This is a genomic window from Staphylococcus massiliensis CCUG 55927, assembly GCF_000298075.1.
Taxonomy (GTDB): domain Bacteria; phylum Bacillota; class Bacilli; order Staphylococcales; family Staphylococcaceae; genus Staphylococcus; species Staphylococcus massiliensis.
In genome coordinates this window covers 120,232-122,750 of sequence record NZ_JH815595.1, presented here as the reverse complement: position 1 = coordinate 122,750, position 2,519 = coordinate 120,232, and the positions used below count along the sequence as shown (strand labels likewise).

2 protein-coding genes and 2 pseudogenes are annotated in these 2,519 nt (G+C 29.3%); 2 read left to right on the top strand and 2 right to left on the bottom strand.

Annotated elements, in window-relative coordinates; all coding sequences use genetic code 11:
• Positions 1–98: 98 nt before the first annotated feature.
• Together A33S_RS12555 and A33S_RS0110265 are read right to left on the bottom strand one after the other, a co-directional pair.
• On the bottom strand, positions 99–272 hold the full coding sequence (locus tag A33S_RS12555; protein WP_017176825.1) for a hypothetical protein: 174 nt from the start codon (positions 270–272) through the stop codon (positions 99–101).
• A gap of 21 nt (positions 273–293) precedes the next feature.
• Positions 294–1,439, bottom strand: coding sequence for a globin domain-containing protein (locus tag A33S_RS0110265; RefSeq protein WP_017176824.1), 1,146 nt, complete (start codon positions 1,437–1,439; stop codon positions 294–296).
• A gap of 161 nt (positions 1,440–1,600) precedes the next feature.
• Here A33S_RS0110265 and A33S_RS0110260 point away from each other — a divergent pair.
• A pseudogene (locus A33S_RS0110260) lies at positions 1,601–2,044 on the top strand (DUF542 domain-containing protein); the annotation flags it as partial.
• A 56-nt stretch (positions 2,045–2,100) separates the two neighbouring features.
• Positions 2,101–2,519 (top strand): annotated as a pseudogene (locus A33S_RS12100) (IS6 family transposase); the annotation flags it as partial.

Here is a 2,519-nt window from a genome sequence, read left to right as displayed (position 1 = left end):
TGTTTTTCTAACGCAAAAAATGAGTGGCTTAAATGCTAGCCACTCATAAATATATGTGACCAAAAAAGTGGTCATAAATTTAATTTAAAAGAATTTTATTATTTCTTTTTTTTGAGAGTTAAATATTTAAGTCCTAATGCAAATACGCTATAACCTAATACTCCTTGTAATAATGTCTTATATAAGGATTTATGTGATGCAAAAATATTAGAAACTAACATACTTATTATATATAAAATAAAAACTTTTAAATATCTAGAACTCAATTTCATATTCAAACCTTCTTTATATTTTTAAACTTGTACGCTAAGACGTGGTACGAATGTTTCAAAATGAACATGATTCATATCATAATTTAATTCTTTAAGGGAATTTATTATCGATTGTAAGAAACTTGTACCACCACAAATATAAACTTCTGGTTCGTCTTTTAAATATTCTTTTAATTCTTTAGCTTCTAAATAGCCTTCTTTATCTTTCACGTGTAAATGTAACTGTGCTTGCTCATAATTAGCTGTAATGCTATCAAGTTTTTGAGCAAATGGTCGTTCATCTTCTGTCACAATCGCTTGAATCATTTGAGTTGGAACGTTTAATGAAGCAGCTTTTTTAAACATTGAAACTAATGGTGTCATACCTACGCCAGAACCAATAAACAATTGTGGTCTTTCAGTATTTTCTATTGAAAACCCACCAACAGGAGCAGATAAATTAATCATGTCACCTTCTGATATTTCATCATGTAAAATTGTTGAAACTTCACCTTCATGTTCAGTAGTCACATCACGTTTCACACCAAATACTAAGTGATTTTCATCTCCATCTATAATTGAATAATGACGTTTAGCTCTATATGGTAACTTTTCACTAGAAACATCTACGGTAATGTATTGACCTGGTTCGAATTGACTTAAATCATATTCATCAGATTCAACTGTGAAAGATTTGATGTCACTTGTTTCTTGTGTAATGTTTGTAATTTTAAATGGTTTAAAACCTTTCCATAACATATGGTTATAAATTTCTTGCTCTAATTTGATAAATACATCTGCAATTTCTCCATACGCTTTTGCCCACGTTTGAATTACTGGGTCGTCACTGTCTAATCCTGTCACATCTTGAATTGCAGCAAGTAAATTTTCACCTACAATTGGATAATGTTCGGGATAAACTTGTAAAGCACAGTGCTTATGTGCCACAGGCATAATTGCTGGCTTAATTGCACCTAAATTATTAATGTTCATTGCTGCAGCTAATACTGCCTGTGCTAATGCTGAAGATTGCATCCCTTTTTTTTGATTTGTTTGGTTAAACATGTTTAATAATTCTGGGTTAGCTTCAAACATCTTAGGATAAAAAATTGAAGTAATTTCAGTTCCTTTATCTTGTAATAATGGTACAGTTTGTTTAATAATATCTTGTTCTTGCTCTGTAAGCATAATAAAACCTCCTCAATAAACATTATTATATTATTCACTATTTAAATCAAAATATTAGGTTTATACATTTAAATATTTTATTTGTTTAATGAAATTTTTATGACATTTAATTATGAAGACACTCTTAGATTAATTATATTAAATATAAGGAGGTTATTGTAATGATTACTAAACAAGATATAGTTGCAGATGTTGTAACAGACTATCCTAAAACAGCTGATATATTTAGAAATGTGGGAATTGATTTTTGCTGTGGGGGAAATGAAAGTATTGAGAAAGCTGTTGAGAGTAAAAAAAATATTGATTTAAAAGAACTTCTAGATCAACTTAACCAAATTGATTTTACTGATATAAGTAATCAACTTAATCCTAAATATTTAAGTATTCAATCTCTTATTCAGTATATTCAAACAGCTTATCATAAACCTATGAAAGAAGAGTTTAAAAATTTAACTCCATATATAACAAAATTAGTACGAGTACATGGAGTCAAATATCCTTATTTATTAGACGTACAGAAATTATATCAAGTATTTAGAGATAATATGTTAGAACATACACAAAAAGAAGATACAGTAGATTTTCCTAAAATTATTGAATATAGTGGTTCTGTTGCAAAGTTGAATTTATAGTATAATTTTAACAAAAAGGAGTCTTCTGTATGAACTATTTCAGATATAAACAATTTAACAAGGATGTTATCACTGTAGCCGTTGGCTACTATCTAAGATATGCATTGAGTTATCGTGATATATCTGAAATATTAAGTGAACGTGGTGTAAACGTTCATCATTCAACGGTCTATCGTTGGGTTCAAGAATATGCCCCAATTTTATATCAAATTTGGAAGAAAAAGCATAAAATTCTTATTACAAATGGCGTATTGATGAGACATACATCAAAATAAAAGGAAAATGGAACTATTTATATCGTGCCATTGATGCAGAGGGACATACATTAGATATTTGGTTGCGTAAGCAACGAGATAATCATTCAGCATATGCGTTTATCAAACGTCTCATTAAACAATTTGGTAAACCTCAAAAGGTAATTACAGATCAGGCACCTTCAACGAAGGTC